Annotated in this window: 16 protein-coding genes and 1 pseudogene; 10 read left to right on the top strand and 7 right to left on the bottom strand. The window is 67.3% G+C overall.

Annotated features, from left to right (window positions below):
* Positions 1-6 precede the first annotated feature (6 nt).
* Together ispF and V9G04_13720 are read left to right on the top strand one after the other, a co-directional pair.
* The gene (ispF, locus tag V9G04_13725; GenBank protein MEI2714312.1) at positions 7-489 is read left to right on the top strand and encodes a 2-C-methyl-D-erythritol 2,4-cyclodiphosphate synthase; all 483 of its coding nucleotides are present in this window, start codon (positions 7-9) and stop codon (positions 487-489) included.
* Positions 490-491: 2 nt separating this feature from the next.
* A complete protein-coding gene (locus tag V9G04_13720) occupies positions 492-1,181 on the top strand; it encodes a 2-C-methyl-D-erythritol 4-phosphate cytidylyltransferase (GenBank protein MEI2714311.1) in 690 nt (229 codons plus the stop codon).
* 7 nt (positions 1,182-1,188) lie between these two features.
* Here the strand turns inward: V9G04_13720 and V9G04_13715 are convergent, their stop codons facing one another.
* Together V9G04_13715 and V9G04_13710 are read right to left on the bottom strand one after the other, a co-directional pair.
* The gene (locus V9G04_13715) at positions 1,189-1,773 is read right to left on the bottom strand and encodes a 2-C-methyl-D-erythritol 4-phosphate cytidylyltransferase (GenBank protein ID MEI2714310.1); all 585 of its coding nucleotides are present in this window, start codon (positions 1,771-1,773) and stop codon (positions 1,189-1,191) included.
* An 87-nt stretch (positions 1,774-1,860) separates the two neighbouring features.
* Positions 1,861-2,346, bottom strand: coding sequence for a CarD family transcriptional regulator (locus tag V9G04_13710; GenBank protein ID MEI2714309.1), 486 nt, complete (start codon positions 2,344-2,346; stop codon positions 1,861-1,863).
* 176 nt (positions 2,347-2,522) lie between these two features.
* Between V9G04_13710 and V9G04_13705 the strand changes: the two genes are divergently transcribed.
* Together V9G04_13705 and V9G04_13700 are read left to right on the top strand one after the other, a co-directional pair.
* Positions 2,523-3,005, top strand: coding sequence for a hypothetical protein (locus V9G04_13705; protein MEI2714308.1), 483 nt, complete (start codon positions 2,523-2,525; stop codon positions 3,003-3,005).
* A 102-nt stretch (positions 3,006-3,107) separates the two neighbouring features.
* On the top strand, positions 3,108-3,854 hold the full coding sequence (locus V9G04_13700) for a phosphoglyceromutase (GenBank protein MEI2714307.1): 747 nt from the start codon (positions 3,108-3,110) through the stop codon (positions 3,852-3,854).
* 78 nt (positions 3,855-3,932) lie between these two features.
* Here V9G04_13700 and phoU read toward each other — a convergent pair whose 3' ends face one another.
* A complete protein-coding gene (gene phoU, locus V9G04_13695) occupies positions 3,933-4,583 on the bottom strand; it encodes a phosphate signaling complex protein PhoU (GenBank protein ID MEI2714306.1) in 651 nt (216 codons plus the stop codon).
* Between the two features lie 123 nt (positions 4,584-4,706).
* Between phoU and V9G04_13690 the strand changes: the two genes are divergently transcribed.
* From V9G04_13690 to V9G04_13680, 3 genes and pseudogenes are all read left to right on the top strand, one after another.
* Positions 4,707-5,879, top strand: a complete 1,173-nt coding sequence (locus tag V9G04_13690; protein ID MEI2714305.1) for an ATP-binding protein — start codon at positions 4,707-4,709, stop codon at positions 5,877-5,879.
* A pseudogene (locus V9G04_13685) lies at positions 5,876-6,552 on the top strand (response regulator transcription factor). Before V9G04_13690 ends, V9G04_13685 begins: the two are co-directional and overlap by 4 nt.
* 61 nt (positions 6,553-6,613) lie before the next feature.
* On the top strand, positions 6,614-7,516 hold the full coding sequence (locus V9G04_13680; GenBank protein ID MEI2714304.1) for a DMT family transporter: 903 nt from the start codon (positions 6,614-6,616) through the stop codon (positions 7,514-7,516).
* Positions 7,517-7,529: 13 nt separating this feature from the next.
* Here V9G04_13680 and V9G04_13675 read toward each other — a convergent pair whose 3' ends face one another.
* Together V9G04_13675 and mshA are read right to left on the bottom strand one after the other, a co-directional pair.
* On the bottom strand, positions 7,530-8,024 hold the full coding sequence (locus tag V9G04_13675) for a YbjN domain-containing protein (GenBank protein ID MEI2714303.1): 495 nt from the start codon (positions 8,022-8,024) through the stop codon (positions 7,530-7,532).
* Positions 8,021-9,259 (bottom strand): D-inositol-3-phosphate glycosyltransferase, encoded by a 1,239-nt coding sequence (mshA, locus tag V9G04_13670; GenBank protein MEI2714302.1) that lies wholly within the window; start codon positions 9,257-9,259, stop codon positions 8,021-8,023. Before mshA ends, V9G04_13675 begins: the two co-directional genes overlap by 4 nt.
* 100 nt (positions 9,260-9,359) lie before the next feature.
* On the opposite strand from mshA, the gene V9G04_13665 reads away from it, so the two are divergent.
* Complete coding sequence (locus V9G04_13665) at positions 9,360-10,049, top strand: amino acid racemase (GenBank protein ID MEI2714301.1); 690 nt, start codon at positions 9,360-9,362, stop codon at positions 10,047-10,049.
* A 15-nt stretch (positions 10,050-10,064) separates the two neighbouring features.
* Here V9G04_13665 and V9G04_13660 read toward each other — a convergent pair whose 3' ends face one another.
* Positions 10,065-11,390 (bottom strand): protealysin inhibitor emfourin, encoded by a 1,326-nt coding sequence (locus V9G04_13660; GenBank protein MEI2714300.1) that lies wholly within the window; start codon positions 11,388-11,390, stop codon positions 10,065-10,067.
* 40 nt (positions 11,391-11,430) lie between these two features.
* Positions 11,431-12,309 carry a ribonuclease HI family protein gene (locus V9G04_13655; protein ID MEI2714299.1) on the bottom strand — a complete coding sequence of 293 codons (879 nt, stop codon included), beginning with the start codon at positions 12,307-12,309 and terminating at the stop codon, positions 11,431-11,433.
* A 26-nt stretch (positions 12,310-12,335) separates the two neighbouring features.
* Between V9G04_13655 and V9G04_13650 the strand changes: the two genes are divergently transcribed.
* Both V9G04_13650 and V9G04_13645 read left to right on the top strand, forming a co-directional pair.
* On the top strand, positions 12,336-13,079 hold the full coding sequence (locus V9G04_13650) for an SDR family NAD(P)-dependent oxidoreductase (GenBank protein ID MEI2714298.1): 744 nt from the start codon (positions 12,336-12,338) through the stop codon (positions 13,077-13,079).
* A 195-nt stretch (positions 13,080-13,274) separates the two neighbouring features.
* Complete coding sequence (locus tag V9G04_13645) at positions 13,275-14,231, top strand: hypothetical protein (protein ID MEI2714297.1); 957 nt, start codon at positions 13,275-13,277, stop codon at positions 14,229-14,231.
* The last annotated feature ends 145 nt before the right edge of the window (positions 14,232-14,376 follow it).

The following is a 14,376-nucleotide window of genomic DNA, read 5'->3' as shown; positions in this document are numbered from 1 at the left end:
CCGAGCGTGCACTCCACCCCCAACTTCCGTGTCGGCACGGGTGTCGACGTCCATCGACTCGTGCCGGGTGTCCCGCTACACCTGGCCGGACTCGCCTGGCCTGACGAGGAGTACGGCCTGGAGGGCCATTCGGATGCGGACGTCGCCGCGCATGCGGCCTGCGATGCGCTGCTCGCCGCCGCTGGCCTCGGCGATCTCGGCTCCAACTTCGGCACTGCCCAGCCCGAATGGGCCGGTGCCTCGGGAGCCGCCCTGCTGTCCGAGACCGCCCGACGCGTACGCGCTGCCGGCTTCGAGATCGGCAACGTGTCGGTGCAGGTCATCGGCAATCGGCCGAAAATCGGGCCGCGACGCGAGGAGGCACAGGTGGCATTGAGCAGTGCCGTGAGCGCGCCCGTCTCGGTCAGTGCCACCACCACCGACGGGCTCGGCCTCACCGGCCGCGGCGAAGGCATCGCCGCCATCGCCACCGCGCTCGTGAGTCGCTGACCATGTCGGTCGCGATCGTCATCCTCGCCGCGGGGTCAGGCACCCGGGTCGGGGCGGAGGTCAACAAGGTCTTGCTGCCCGTCGGCGAGATGCCGCTGCTGGCGCACTGCGTACGCACGGCGCTGACGGTCCCCGGGGTTATTCGCGTGCTGGTCGTCACCCGCGCCGACGAACGCGACGAGGTGGCAACGGCTCTGTTGCCGCACCTGGGTGATGCGGAGATCACCCTGGTCCACGGCGGTGCCACTCGTCACGCGTCGGAGACCAATGCCCTTCGCGTGCTCGCAGACGACATTCACCGTGGCCTGATCGAGACGGTGGCGATCCACGACGGGGCTCGCCCGCTGGCGCCCCGCTCGCTGTTCGAAAGCGCCCTGGCCGCTGCCCATGAGCACGGCGGCGCCCTGCCCACGGTCTCCGTACGCGGGCTGGTCGACGACACCGGCGCCGAGGCACCGGGCGAATTGGTCACGGTGCAGACGCCGCAAGCGTTCCGCGCCACCACCCTGCTCGACGCCTACCTGAAGGCTGCCGAGGACGGCTTCGAGGGCACCGACACCGCCGCCTGTCTTGCGCAGTACGCCCCCGACGTCCGCCTCATGGGCGTCCCGTCGACGCCGCTCAACCTCAAAGTCACGTTCGCCGAGGACGTGGCCGCGGTCGAACATCTGCTGCGCAGCGGCCCGGCATGAAGGCGTACTAGGGCCTCGGCGCGGCCGTGAGCGCTTCCAACAGTTGCAGGTCCTCGGCTGAGGACACGCGGCGTGCGCTGGGGGGCGCCTCGATCCACTCCAGGTGCTCGCCGCGCTCGACCAGTGCGCGGCAGAGGGCGATGAACTCGGTCGGCGGCGTACGGTCGAAGGCCTCCACGACGCGCAGCGGCAACACCATCGGGGACACGACCGCGCGCAGCCGGTCTCGATCGACGGTGCGGCCCACCTGGCCTACCACTAGTTCCTTGACGGTGTCGGTGACCGGTCGAGACGCCACCACCACGCGGTCGTTCAGCACCGCTCGGGTCACGCACGCGGCCAGGAAGTCCGGTGGCGTCATCGGGCACAACGCATCGTGAAGCACCAGTGCGTCACCCACGGCTGCCGCACGCTCGGCGATGGCAGACCACGGCGCATCCGGGTCGATCGGCTCGATCCCGGCGGCTTCCAACGCCAATACCGCGCAGCGGACTAACGGCTCGCCGTGGATCAGGGCGTACGGCAGCGACCCCCGGTCGCGTTCCCACACCAGCCCGAGGGCGGGCGGGGCCTCGGGAGTCAGATCGGACACGTGCCGGAACCTATCGCGTGCGACCGGCCGATAAATGCATACCGGGCCCCGTGAGGTTCACGGGACCCGGTGCGAATGCAGTGTGGATCAGGAAGCGAGGACCTCGTCGAGCATGGCCTCTGCCTTGTCCTCGTTGGTCTTCTCCGCGAGCGCGAGCTCGGAGACCAGGATCTGGCGAGCCTTGGCCAGCATCCGCTTCTCACCCGCGGACAGGCCACGGTCGCGCTCACGGCGCCACAGGTCGCGTACGACCTCGGCGACCTTGTTGACGTCACCGGAGTGCAACTTCTCGAGGTTGGCCTTGTAGCGACGCGACCAGTTGGTCGGCTCCTCCACCTGCTGGGCACGCAAGATGTCGAAGACCCGGTCCAGGCCCTCCTTGTCGACCACGTCGCGGACACCGACGAGGTCCAAGTTGCATGCTGGCACTCGTACGACCAGGTCCTGCTGAGCGACGATCCTCAACACGAGGTATTGCCGGTCCTCTCCCTTGATCTGCCGCATCTCGATGTCCTCGATGACTGCGGCCCCGTGATTGGGGTAGACGACCGTTTCGCCGACAGTGAAAGTCATATGTTCAGTTCCCTTCCTAAGGTGACCAGTCTAACACGGGCCCCTGTCCATCCCCACATCGTTTGCGCAGGTCAGAGCCGCAATGGGGGGTTGACATATCGCAAAGGGTTATGCGTCAACCGACACTAGATCGCCCTCTTCGCACCGAGACGGCCTTCGGCCGCTACGCTGTGGCCATGCATGCGCGTCGCTCATTCCTCTCGGCCGTCGCGGCCGCGGCCTTGGCGTTCCCCGCCCTCACCGCCTGTGGGTTCGACATGGGCACCAACCGCGAATATCAACCAGGTGCCGGATCCAATGAGGTCGGCGAGATCAGCGTGCTCAACGCTGCCATCGTGGCGGCGACACCTGACCGCGGCTCCTTCGTCGCCAGCATCAACAACGGCACGGACGACGCGATCAAGCTCACCTCGATCGAAAGCGGCGGCGCCGGCGACATCACCGTACGCAACGTCGGCAACGTCGAGGTCGCCAAGCACGGTCTGGTCAACCTGGCTGCGGCCGCCGAGCCGATCGTGGCGTTCGGCAAGTTCGAGCTGGGCAACAATGTCGACCTGGTCTTGAGTTTCGACAACGGCTCCACCGTGGAGGTCACGGTGCCGGTGGTGGCCAACGTGGGCCAGTGGGAGGACATCCCCGTCCCAAGCGCCCCCGAGTGAGTCGACCCGACTAGCCCGGAGACCCCCGCGCCCCAGCGCAAATCTCTCAGCGCAAATCTCTCAGCGCACATCCCTCAGCGCACATCCCTCAGGGAGGAACCCATGGCCCTCGGCACTTTGATTCTGCTCCGCCACGGCGAGAGCGAATGGAACGCCAAGAACTTGTTCACCGGCTGGGTCGACGTGGCCCTGACGGAGAAGGGTCGCGGCGAAGCGGTTCGGGGTGGGGAACTGATCAAGGAGTCCGGCCTCCTGCCGGACGTTGTGCACACCTCGCTGCAACGCCGGGCGATCAACACCGCCGCGCTCGCCCTCGACGCCGCCGACCGGCACTGGATCCCGGTCAAGCGCAACTGGCGGCTCAACGAGCGGCACTACGGTGCACTGCAGGGCAAGGACAAGAAGCAGACGTTGGAGGAGTTCGGCGAGGAGCAGTTCATGCTCTGGCGCCGCTCCTTCGACACGCCCCCGCCCCCGCTGGACGACGCGTCCGAGTGGTCGCAAGCCGGCGATCCGCGGTACGCCGACCTGGGTGCGGACCTGCCGCGCACCGAATGCCTCAAGGACGTGATCGAGCGGTTCCTGCCCTATTGGGAGACCGAGATCGTCCCCGATCTTCGCGCGGGCAAGAACGTCCTCGTCGCTGCCCACGGCAACAGCCTGCGGGCGTTGGTCAAGCACCTGGACCAGATCTCCGACGACGACATCGCGGGACTCAACATCCCGACCGGAATGCCGTTGGTCTACCGCCTCGACGAGGATCTGCAGCCGACCGTGAAGGGCGGCCAATACCTCGACCCCGAGGCGGCGGCAGCCGCCGCAGCGGCGGTCGCCAACCAAGGCCGCTGATCACGCGCCACCAGCAACCACGAAAAGCGGGCCTGTCGCCATGACAGGCCCGCTTACTGGTTGTCGCTGGGCGAAGACTCAGTTCATCTCGCCGTGCTGGCCGGTAACCACGAAGATCACGCGGTTGGCCACGGACACGGCGTGGTCGGCGATCCGCTCGTAGTAGCGGCCCAGCAGCGCGATATCGACGGCCGCCTCGACCCCGTGGTCCCAGTCGGTGCCCAGGAGTTCTTGGAAGGTCGCCACTCGCAGCCCGTCCATCTCATCGTCCATCAGCGCCAGTTCGTCGGCGGCTTCGATCTCACGATCGGCGATGATGCGTACGACTCGTTGCACCATCTGTTCGGCAACCGTGGCCATCCGCAGCATCATCGGTCGCGCCGGCACCGGAACGGCGATATGCGGGACCCGCAGTCGCGCGATCTTGGCGACGTGCACCGACAGGTCACCCATCCGCTCGAGTTCGGCGACCATCCTCAGGGCGGCGACGACCGTACGCAGGTCGCCCGCGACCGGCTGCTGCAGCGACAGCACCTCGAAGCACCGCTCCTCGACCTGCTCGGCGAGCCGGTCGATCTCCTTGTCCTGGGAGATGACCCGTTCGGCGGTCGAGGCATCGGCAGACAGCAGCGCATGGCTGGCCTCCTGCACCTGGGAGTGGACCTGCCGGGCCATCTCCGCAAGGTCGGTGATGGTTGCCTCAAGTTGTTCGATAAATGCCTCACGCATGGCGCCAACCCTAGATTGCGGGGGTAACGCGAGGTGCGGAAGCGGTGAACGTGAAGTGAACTCTCCGCGTCGTTGCTGCTCAGCGGGGGTGGCGCACCCCAGTTCGAGCCTATTGTGGGCGGCATGGACGCTACCGCCCAGACGATGCTCGCTGCCCTGGTGGGCGGCATCATCGTCGGCGGTGCCGTGCTGGCCTGGATGTTGAGCGAGCGCGAACAACGCGCGGTCGTGTCACCCGAGCCGGCAATTCCGGACGGCGTCGCGGCCGTGTTGTCGGTGCTGCGCAGTTCGGCGGTTCTGATCGACGACAACGACCAGGTCTTGAAGGCGTCCGCTCCGGCGTACGCGTTCGGGCTCGTGCGCGGAGACCGACTGGCGGCCGCGGAGTTGGCCGATCTGGTCCGCGTGGTGCGCCGCGACGGACAGATCCGAGAGACCGAGTTGCTTATCTCGCGTGCCGACCTGCCTCCACGGACGGTGACCGCCCGCGTCGCGCCCTTGGGAACGAGCCTGGTGCTCGCGCTGGTCGAGGACCGCACCCGCGAACGTCGACTCGAAGCGATCCGGCGTGACTTCGTGGCCAATGTCAGTCACGAACTCAAGACCCCGGTCGGCGCGATCCGGCTTCTGGCCGAGGCAGTCGGCGACGCCGCCGACGACCCCGAGGCAGTGCGCAGATTCTCCAAGCGGATGCACGGGGAGAGCGACCGGCTCGCCCGACTGGTGCAGCAGATCATCCAGCTCTCCCGACTCCAGGACGACGAGGCTCTCGACCACCCCACGCCCATCGACCTCGACGAGATCGGGTCGGCGGCACTCGAAGCGTCCAGCACCGACGCGATGGCGCGTCGCATCGAGTTGGTCCGCAGCGGCGAGACCGGGCTGGCCGTGATGGGCAGCCACCAACAACTGCAGGCCGCGGTCAGCAATCTGGTCGCCAATGCCGTGACCTACTCCCCCGAGGGCTCGACGGTCGTGGTCGACACCCGCAGCACCGAAGGCCGGGTCGAGCTGAGCGTGATCGATCAGGGCATCGGCATCTCCGAGGACGAGATCTCCCGGATCTTCGAACGCTTCTACCGCGTCGACCCGGCCCGCCATCGCTCCACCGGCGGCACCGGTCTGGGGCTGTCCATCGTCAAGCACGTCGCCAGCACCCACGGCGGCGAGGTATCGGTCTGGTCCGAACCCGGTCACGGCTCGACCTTCACCCTGACGCTTCCCCGCCTCCAGCAGGCCTCGGACGGCGAAGTCTCACCACAAGATGATTCCACCAACCAGGAGGTGCGCCCGTGACGCGGGTGCTCGTCGTCGAAGACGAAGAAGCTATTCCGACGCCTTGTCCTACATGCTGCGGCGTGAGGGGTACGAGGTCGCGATCGCGGCTACCGGACCCGAGGCGCTGAGCGAGTTCGAACGCAACGGCGCCGACGTGGTGCTGCTCGACCTGATGCTGCCGGGAATCCCGGGCACCGAGGTGTGCCGACAGATCCGGCTGACGTCCAATGTGCCGGTGATCATGGTGTCGGCCAAGGACGAGGAGGTCGACAAGGTCGTCGGTCTCGAACTCGGTGCCGACGACTACGTCACCAAGCCGTACTCCCCTCGCGAACTGGTGGCTCGTATCCGCGCCGTCCTGCGCCGCGGGCAGGATGTCGATCTGGTTCCCGCCACCCTGGAGGCCGGGCCGATCCGGATGGATGTCGAACGCCATGTGGTCACCATCGATGGCCACGAGCAACGTCTGCCTCTCAAGGAGTTCGAACTGCTGGAGATGTTCTTGCGCAATCCGGGCCGCGTGCTCACGCGCGGACAGCTGATCGATCGAGTCTGGGGCTCCGACTACGTCGGTGACACCAAGACCCTGGACGTGCACGTGAAGAGGCTGCGCTCCAAGCTCGAACCCGAGCCCTCGACCCCGCGATACCTGATCACCGTGCGCGGACTGGGCTACAAGCTCGAGGTCTGACCCGCTCCCATCGGCCGAGTCCGGCGTGCGTGCGGGAATGCGTACGCCCTAGGGTCGGCGCGTGAGTTCGACCTCCCCGCCGACCTGGGTAGCACCCACCGCGGTGGCGGTCACCATGGTCTTGTGGGCTTCGGCCTTCGTCGGCATCCGGCACTTGGGAGCGGACTTCTCTCCCGGGGCGCTGTCCCTGGGCCGGCTCCTGGTGGGTTCGGCCGCGCTCGGGCTGGTTGCCCTCCGGCACCCCTGGATCCGGCCGAGCCGCGGTGACTGGTGGCGCCTGATCGCGATCGGCACGCTCTGGTACGCCATCTACAACGTGGCCCTGAACGAGGGCGAACATCATGTGGATGCGGGAACGGCCGCGATGCTGCTGCAGTTGTCGCCGGTGCTGCTCAGCGTGCTGGCGGTCCTCTTCCTCGGCGAACGCTTCAGCGTGTGGTTGGGGGTCGGGCTGGTGGTCGCCTTCTCGGGTGTCGCGCTGATCGCGACCGGCAGCAGCGAAGACAGCAATCGTGACCCCGTCGGCGTCGCGCTGTGCCTGCTGGCCGCGCTGGTCTACTCGGTGAGTGTGGTGCTGCAGAAGCCGATGAGCGGGCGGCTGCGAGCCGGCCAGATCACCTGGGTGGCCTGCACCGTGGGTGCGGTGCTGTGCCTGCCCTTCGCCCCGACCTTGTGGCACGAGGCGACCGCCGCGCCGATGTCGTCGCTGGGCTGGCTGATCTATCTGGGAGTCTTCCCGACCGCGATCGCCTTCACCACGTACGCCTACGCGCTGACCCACATGAATGCCTCGTCGCTGGGGGTGACGACCTACCTGGTGCCCCCGATCACCATCGTGATGGGGCTGGTGTTGCTCGGCGAGGAGCCGCCGAGGTTGGCCTACCTAGGCGGCGTGGTCGCGTTGTTCGGGGTGTGGTTGGCGCGCCGCACCCCCAAGGTCGAGCCGCGGGTCGTGGGGCGTTGAGGCGCGCACTTACTTAGCGCTCGGGGCGCTCCGGGCGCTCCAACCAACCACGGAAAGCCTCCAGATTGGCGGTGGATTCGCCGCGGGAGATCCGCCACTGCCATTCCTTGCGGATCGAGGTGGCGAACCCGAGTTCGAGCAGAGTGTTGAACGAGCCGTCGGCCGTCTCCAGAACCGTGCCGAGCAGCCGGTCGAGTTCGTCGTGGGTGACCACGCTCAACGGCAATCGGCCGTCGAGGTAGATGTCCCCCATCGCGTCGAGGGCGAAGGCGACGCCGAACAGTTTGAGGTTCTTCTCCAGCAGCCAGCGATACACGCCCACGTGATTCTCGTCGGGTTGGCGACACACGAACGCATGCACACCGAGAGCGTGGGTCCCGACGTCGAGCCGTACGGGTGTCGCGAGTTTGCGTACGCCCGGCAGGTCGAAGGAGAACATCGTCTCGACCTCGTCGTAGGCGAGATCCTGCTCAGCCAGGTAGGACCGGATGACCTCGGCCGGCGTCATCGGGCGGTGTCCGTACGCATGGCGGAGCGGGCCTTGGCATAGACGTCGAGAGTGCGGTCGGTCGTACGCTCCCAGGAGAACTCGGCCGCCTGCTCGACCGCACCGCGCGCCAGCCGCTCGCGAAGGGCAGGGTCGGCCACGATCTTCTCGATGCTCGCCGCCCAGTCGCGCGGATCGTGACCGTCGACCAACATTCCGCTGACGCCGTCTCGTACGACCGTCGTGAGCCCGCCCACCGCCGCGGCGACGACCGGCGCACCGGCTGCCTGGGCCTCGACTGCGACCAATCCGAACGACTCGTTGTGCGACGGAACCGCGACAAGCGTCGACGCGGCGAACCAACGTGCGAGTTCGGCCTGGCCGACCGGCGGTACGAAACGGACGACATCATCGAGGTCAAGGTCTGCCACCAGGTCGGCCAACGCCGTCGGATGCTCCAGCCCCGAGCCCGACGGACCGCCTACGATCGGCACCACGAGCCGCGAGCGCAGCGACGGGTTGCGATCGAGCAGCACTGCCACGGCTCGGACCAGCACGTCAGGGGCTTTCAGCGGCTGCAACCGCCCGGCGAAGAGCAGGATCAACGCGTCCTCGGACAACCCCAAGGCGGTGCGAGCCGACTGCTGGCCGATCGGTTGGAAGACATCCAGGTCGACCCCGGGATGCACCACCTCGACCCGAGCCGGATCCGCGGCATAGAGGGCGATCAACTCACCCGCTTCACGATCGGTGTTGGCGATCAGCATGTCGGCGGCTTCGACCACCTGCTCCTCGCCGATCATCCGCGCCATCGGCTCGGCACTGTCCCCCTGAGCCAGCGAGGCGTTCTTGACCTTGGCCATCGTGTGCATGGAGTGGACCAACGGCACACCCCACCGATCACGCGTCAGAGCACCGACCTGACCCGACAGCCAGTAGTGAGAGTGCAAGGCGGTGTAGTGGCCCGCATCCTGGCCCGCCTCGGCGCGCAGCACCTCGCGCGCGAAGACACACAACTGCGCGGGCAGTTCCTGCTTGCTGAGCCCCTCGAACGGACCGGCCTCGATGTGGCGTACGAGCACCCCCGGCGCCGCCTCGGAGATTGCGGGAAGTTTCGACGACGTGGCCCTGGTGAAGACGTCGACCTCGATGCCGCGCTGGGCCAGTCGCTTGGCCAACTCGATGACATAGACGTTCATGCCGCCCGCATCGCCGGTGCCGGGCTGATCGAGCGGGGAGGTGTGCAGGCTGATCATGGCCACGCGTTCGGGCCTGGTCTGATGTGCGTGCACGGCTCCAGTGTGACACCTGCCAAACCGGCCCCGCCGTTCCCGCCCGCTCTGATTGAATGGCGTTGTGCAGACGATCGGACTCCTCGGTGGGATGAGTTGGGAGAGCAGCGCGGCGTACTACCGCATGCTCAACGAGGGCGTCGCGGAGCGTCTCGGGGGCCTCTCCTCACCCAAGCTGGTGCTCAGCACCGTCGACTTCGCCGAGCTGACCTCCCTCGAAGAGGACCAGAAGTGGGACCAGGTCGGCGCCCTGCTCGGCGATGCCGCTCAAGGTGTCGAACGCGCCGGCGCTGACTTCGTCGTGATGTGTACGACCACCTTCCACAAGGTCGCGGACCAGGTCGAGCAGTCCGTGTCGATCCCACTGCTGCATCTGGCCGACGTGGTGGCTCAGGCCTGCCTGGCCGCGCGCGTCACCACGGTCGGTTTCATCGGCACCCAGGTCGCGATGACCGATCCGGTCTTCATCGAGCGCGTCGAACGCCACGGCGTGCGGGTGCTGGTCCCCGACGTACGCCATCACGCTTACCTCAACGACGCGATCTATGAGGAACTCGTACACGGTCACGTGCTGGCGCGCACCCGTCGCGGCGTGGTGTCGATCATCGACGAACTGTGGGATGCGGGCGCCGGCGGCGTCTTGCTGGGCTGCACCGAACTCGAACTCCTCGTCGATCAGTCCGACGTCGAGATTCCCGTCTTCCCCTGCACCACCTTGCATGTCCAAGCAGCCCTGGACCGCGCCCTAGCCTGAACCACACCCGCCTGGTCAGCGCTCCAAGCCACTCTGGAGCACCAGGGCTGCCAATTCTGCCAACTCCGGCGTCAGATGTTGCTCCGGCACGGTGAACTCGGAACGTTCGGGCAACGCGAAGCAATAGACGAAGTGGTCGGGCATGGGGGGGCCGCCCTTGACCTGGTGGACCTGCACCCGGCGACACAGCACGGCCGCCTCGGCGGCCTCCGGGCTGCCGTCCGTGAGATCAATCGCGCCCTCGACGGTGCGTCCGGCGAAGCCGCCCGTACGCCGCACGGCCACCGTGCCGGCCTCGCCGAGCGTCCCGCTCCCTCCGCTCGCGACCGAGCCGGCCCCGGTGACGCCCACGTCCGCCCAAGCCTTCGCGACCAGGTCACGATGGGCTCCCGCCGACTCGATCGTCAATGCCGCGAACGCGTCGAAGTCGGCGGTCGGGCGCAGTCCGCCTGCGGTCCAGGCTTGCCACCAGATCCGGCCGGCGCCCTCCCACGACGCGCCGCCGATCGAGGTTGCGGCCAACTGGAAGGCCCGGTTGGGGATGCCGGAGTTGAGATGCACGCCGCCGTTGTCATCACGGGTGTCGAGGTAGTCGCTCATATGGCCGACCTGGGGATCCTTGCCGAGCGCCGGGTCGTCGTACGCGGTCCCAGGTGCCGCCATGTCGCGCAGGCCACGCGCCTTGATCCCGGGCACGAAGATGCCCTCACCGATCAGCCAGTCGGCCTCGTCGGCACTTTGACCCAGGACCCGCTGCTTCACGCAGGCCGCGAACACGTCCGAGAGTGATTCGTTGAGCGCGCCCGACTGGTCGCGATAGACCAGGCCCGCGGCGTACTGCGTCACCGCGTGGGCGAACTCGTGGGCCATCACGTCGACCGGCTTGGTGAACCGCTCGAAAACGGTGCCATCGCCGTCACCGAACACCAGTTGAGTGCCGTCCCAGAACGCGTTGTCGTAGTCCTGTGCGTAGTGCACCGTGATGGACAGCCGCGCGCCGCGGTCGTCGTACGAATCCCGCTCGAAATCGCGCGCCAACGCCAACGCCGCCACGGCGCCGGCCGCGGCCTCGTCCACCGCCAGGTCCCCGCTCTCTGCGTCACCATCGCGGCGCACTGCGCGTCCGGGCAGCGTGGTGTCGTTGTCGGCGGAGTGGACGATCCAGGCAGACGTCGTGGCCTCCGGTCCGGCGGCGGATTCGGGAGCCAGGTCGCGCTTGGCTCGCAACTCACCGTCGGTGCGCAACGTCCCCTCGGCTGCGTCCGGCGTGGGGCACCGCTGCGCGACCTCGCGCAACAAGTAGGGCGGGATGAAGGTGCAGCGGGCTCCGAGACTGCTCATGGGACATGCCTACCTGGTGCCACCGACAGCGCGGAAAACCTCAGGCCTCGGGCGTCCCTTGGTGGAAGCGTTGCTGCCAGCCGCCGGGCGTACGCACCCACCAGGACGAGCGCAGCCGCGAGTCGTCGTCGGAGACCGCACGCCACACGAGCAGGATCTGGTCCGGGCCGATCTTCTCGACCGACAGCACGTCGAGGCTCACCGGCGACGCGAGCGGGCCGATCTCCGCAAGCAGGTCCGCGCGGCTCCACAGCCGCCCCGATGCGCCGATCTCCTGCCACTGGGGATGCAGCAGGGCGGCGACGGCCGGCGGATCGGACCGTACGTCATCCGCGAGCAGCGAACGTTCGAGTTCGACCACCGTCTCCTCGTCGCTGCGCTCGTTCTCGTCGAGCATCGAGAAGAGGTCGTCCTCGGGCTCGGTCTGCCCCACTTCGTACGCGTGGTGCAGCGCGACCCCGCCCATCCCGGGCCCGGCATCGGGGTCGCGTCCCTCTTTGTGGGCCAGGGCCGCAGCATTGGCCAGGCGGTCGGCCTGCTCGTTGAGCTCGTGACCGGAGTGGCCCTTGACCCATTCGAACTTGACAGCTCGACCCTGCATCGCGGCGTCCAGCGCCTTCATGATCTCGACATTTTGGACCGGCTTGCCGTCGCCCTTCTTCCAGCCTTTGCGCTTCCAGCCGGCCATCCATTTGGTGACGCTGTTGATGACGTACGTCGAGTCGCACACGATGACGAGGTCCTCGTCGAGATGCGCGGTCTGCTGCAGCAGGTCGAGTACGGCGGTCAGTTCGCCCATGTTGTTGGTGCCGTGCGCCCAACCGCCGCTGGCCCAACGTTCCTCATCGACGTACCAACCCCAGCCGGCGGGGCCTGGGTTGCCGAGGGCAGATCCGTCGGCGGCTGCAGTGATCGTCACGCAGGCATGGTGCCACGATGGCGCCTATGACCACCGATCGCATCGCCGTCGTCACCGGCGCCTCCAGCGGCATCGGAGCCGCGACCGCCCGGGAGTTGGCCCGTTTGGGCTTCCACGTCGTCTGCGCGGCCCGGCGTACGGACCGGATCGTTGCGCTGGCCGACGAGATCGGCGGTCGCGCGGTCACCTGTGACGTGACCTCCGACGAATCCGTCGCCGCGCTCGCCGAGTCCGTGGGCGTGGTGCACGTCCTGGTGAACAACGCAGGCGGCGCCCTGGGCGTGGACCGCGTCGAGGACGCCGATCTCGATCAGTGGCGCTCGATGTACGAGACCAACGTGCTGGGCCTGGTCCGCGTGACCAAGGCATTGCTGCCCGCGTTGCGCGCGTCGGGCGAGGGGTTGATCGTCAACGTCGGGTCACTCGCGGGGCGGGTGTCGTACGAACGTGGTGCCGGGTATGTGGCTGCCAAACACGCGACGCGTGTCGTCACCGAGACCCTGCGTCTCGAACTCAACGGCGAACCCATCCGGATCTCCGAGGTGGCGCCCGGGATGGTGCACACCGAGGAGTTCTCACTCGTACGCCTCGGTGGCGATCAGGCCGCGGCCGACGCCGTCTACGCGGGTGTCGACAAGCCCCTGCTGGCCCACGACATCGCCGACGCGATCGGCTGGATCGCGACCCGCCCGGCGCACGTCGACATCGACGAGATCGTGATCAAGCCCGTAGCCCAGGCGGCACCGCACAAGGTGCACCGCGCGGGTTGAGCTGCGTGAGCTTGGAGAGTCCCCGGCCGGCCGGGGACTCTCATGGTGTGTAACCGATGCATTGGTCACACACCATGAGACTTGGTTACTAACCCACGCCCAGCCGAGGGCCGAAGGATCGACCCGCCAACACGGTTATCCACAGCCTGGCGTCGTCTGGGTTGGCCAGGAGATCACAAGGGGCATGCACTGGGAATGGAAGACGTCTTCGACAGCGACGAGATCAGCGCCATGTTGCTCTTGCGCCGTGACCTGGTGGCCCAAGGGCTCAGCGACAATCAGATCAGTCGGCTGCGACGAGGCGGGGTGTACGAACGAGTCCGGTACGGCGCCTACTTCCCCGGCGGCATCTGGGACCAGATGTCCGACGAAGCCAAGCACCGCGTACGCGCTCGAGCGGTGCTGCGTACAGCCGCCGACGACTCCATCCTGAGTCACCTGTCCTCGGTGATCGAACGCGGCGTGCCTGTGTGGGGTTTTGATCTGAGCGTCGTCCACACCACCCGCATGCTGGGCAAGTCCGGGCGAAACCATAGGGACTGGACTCAGCATCGCGGAAGACTGAACGACGACCAGGTCGAGTTGATCGAAGGCATCCGTGTCACCCGGGCTGCTCGGAGCGCGGTGGAACTCACCACGATCGGGACTCTTGAGGCTTCCGTGGTCGCAATCGACGGGTTGTTACACGCTGGCTGCTTTACCCGGCAACAGCTCGCGGATGAAGTTGAGGCGTGTCGACACTGGCCGTCCTCGTTGACCGCCGACATGGTCTTGCGACTGGTTGATGGGCGCCACGAATCGGTCGGCGAGCGACGGTTCGACTTCTTGTGCTTCAAGCAGGGCCTGCCTCGTCCTGAGCCTCAGGTCGACGTACACGACGCATCGGGCGCATTCGTTGCTCGGGTCGACTTTGCGTGGCCCGAGTACGAGGTCTTTCTCGAGTTTGACGGCAAGCAGAAGTACTTCGACTTCCGCCGCGAGGGCGAATCGCTGGAGCAGTTCTTAGTGCGCGAGAAGCAACGACAGGAACGAGTCTCGCTGGAGACAGGTTGGTTCTGTATTCGCATCACGTGGGCGGACCTGGCTCAGCCCGCCCGCCTGGCACGTCGCATCCGCGCGATCCTGAAAGCCCGTGGCCTGGCCGCTGCATGACGATGTGGATTGTCCATCCGTGTGACTAAGTCTCACGGTTCGGTGTCAATGCATCGGTTACTTACCGTGAAAGTCCCCGGCCGGCCGGGGACTCCTAGGGCGCGACGATGCCACTCCCGCGCGAGGCCCGACCTAGACTGGTGTT

Origin of the sequence: Nocardioides sp. (assembly GCA_037045645.1) — a bacterium.
Classification (GTDB): Bacteria; Actinomycetota; Actinomycetes; order Propionibacteriales; family Nocardioidaceae; genus Nocardioides.
This window is presented reverse-complemented; position numbering and strand designations above follow the sequence as displayed.

Bases quoted from the DNA above. Each gene is read 5' to 3' on its own strand.
- V9G04_13720 (MEI2714311.1), top strand. From the start codon at position 492: ATGTCGGTCGCGATCGTCATCCTCGCCGCGGGGTCAGGCACCCGGGTC.
- V9G04_13710 (MEI2714309.1), bottom strand. From the start codon at position 2,346: ATGACTTTCACTGTCGGCGAAACGGTCGTCTACCCCAATCACGGGGCC.
- V9G04_13705 (MEI2714308.1), top strand. From the start codon at position 2,523: ATGCATGCGCGTCGCTCATTCCTCTCGGCCGTCGCGGCCGCGGCCTTG.
- V9G04_13700 (MEI2714307.1), top strand. From the start codon at position 3,108: ATGGCCCTCGGCACTTTGATTCTGCTCCGCCACGGCGAGAGCGAATGG.
- phoU (MEI2714306.1), bottom strand. From the start codon at position 4,583: ATGCGTGAGGCATTTATCGAACAACTTGAGGCAACCATCACCGACCTT.
- V9G04_13690 (MEI2714305.1), top strand. From the start codon at position 4,707: ATGGACGCTACCGCCCAGACGATGCTCGCTGCCCTGGTGGGCGGCATC.
- V9G04_13675 (MEI2714303.1), bottom strand. From the start codon at position 8,024: ATGACGCCGGCCGAGGTCATCCGGTCCTACCTGGCTGAGCAGGATCTC.
- mshA (MEI2714302.1), bottom strand. From the start codon at position 9,259: ATGATCAGCCTGCACACCTCCCCGCTCGATCAGCCCGGCACCGGCGAT.
- V9G04_13660 (MEI2714300.1), bottom strand. From the start codon at position 11,390: ATGAGCAGTCTCGGAGCCCGCTGCACCTTCATCCCGCCCTACTTGTTG.
- V9G04_13650 (MEI2714298.1), top strand. From the start codon at position 12,336: ATGACCACCGATCGCATCGCCGTCGTCACCGGCGCCTCCAGCGGCATC.
- V9G04_13645 (MEI2714297.1), top strand. From the start codon at position 13,275: ATGGAAGACGTCTTCGACAGCGACGAGATCAGCGCCATGTTGCTCTTG.